This window comes from Methylobacterium sp. E-041, from assembly GCF_022829665.1.
In the GTDB taxonomy this organism is placed as follows: domain Bacteria; phylum Pseudomonadota; class Alphaproteobacteria; order Rhizobiales; family Beijerinckiaceae; genus Methylobacterium.
Map to the genome: position 1 here is coordinate 1 of NZ_JAKSYQ010000133.1, position 301 is coordinate 301.

General features: G+C 67.1%; 1 pseudogene. It reads right to left on the reverse strand.

The features are described 5' to 3' along the window. A pseudogene (locus MKK70_RS12395) lies at positions 1-301 on the reverse strand (helix-turn-helix transcriptional regulator); the annotation flags it as partial.

Sequence of the window (301 nt, forward strand, 5' to 3'; positions counted from 1 at the left end):
CCCGGCCGGAAGGTCGACGCACGCAGCCGTCTGCGGGATCGAGGAGCCGGACTTGAGCCGGTTGACCTCCAGGTCGCGGTTGACGGCGTTGGCCAGCACGGCGACCTCGTAGACGCGGCGACCGATCACGGCAGCGCGGGTGTAGCCGGTAATATCGAGGAAGCAGGTGTTGACCTTGACGTATCGCAGGTCGGACAGGGGGCAGATCACCGCAGGGGCCGGGTTGGCGTTGAAGGTGGTCTCGAAGCGGTCCGCGGCCGCGAACTGCTCGGAAACGTCCTTGAGGATCAGCGCGAGGCAG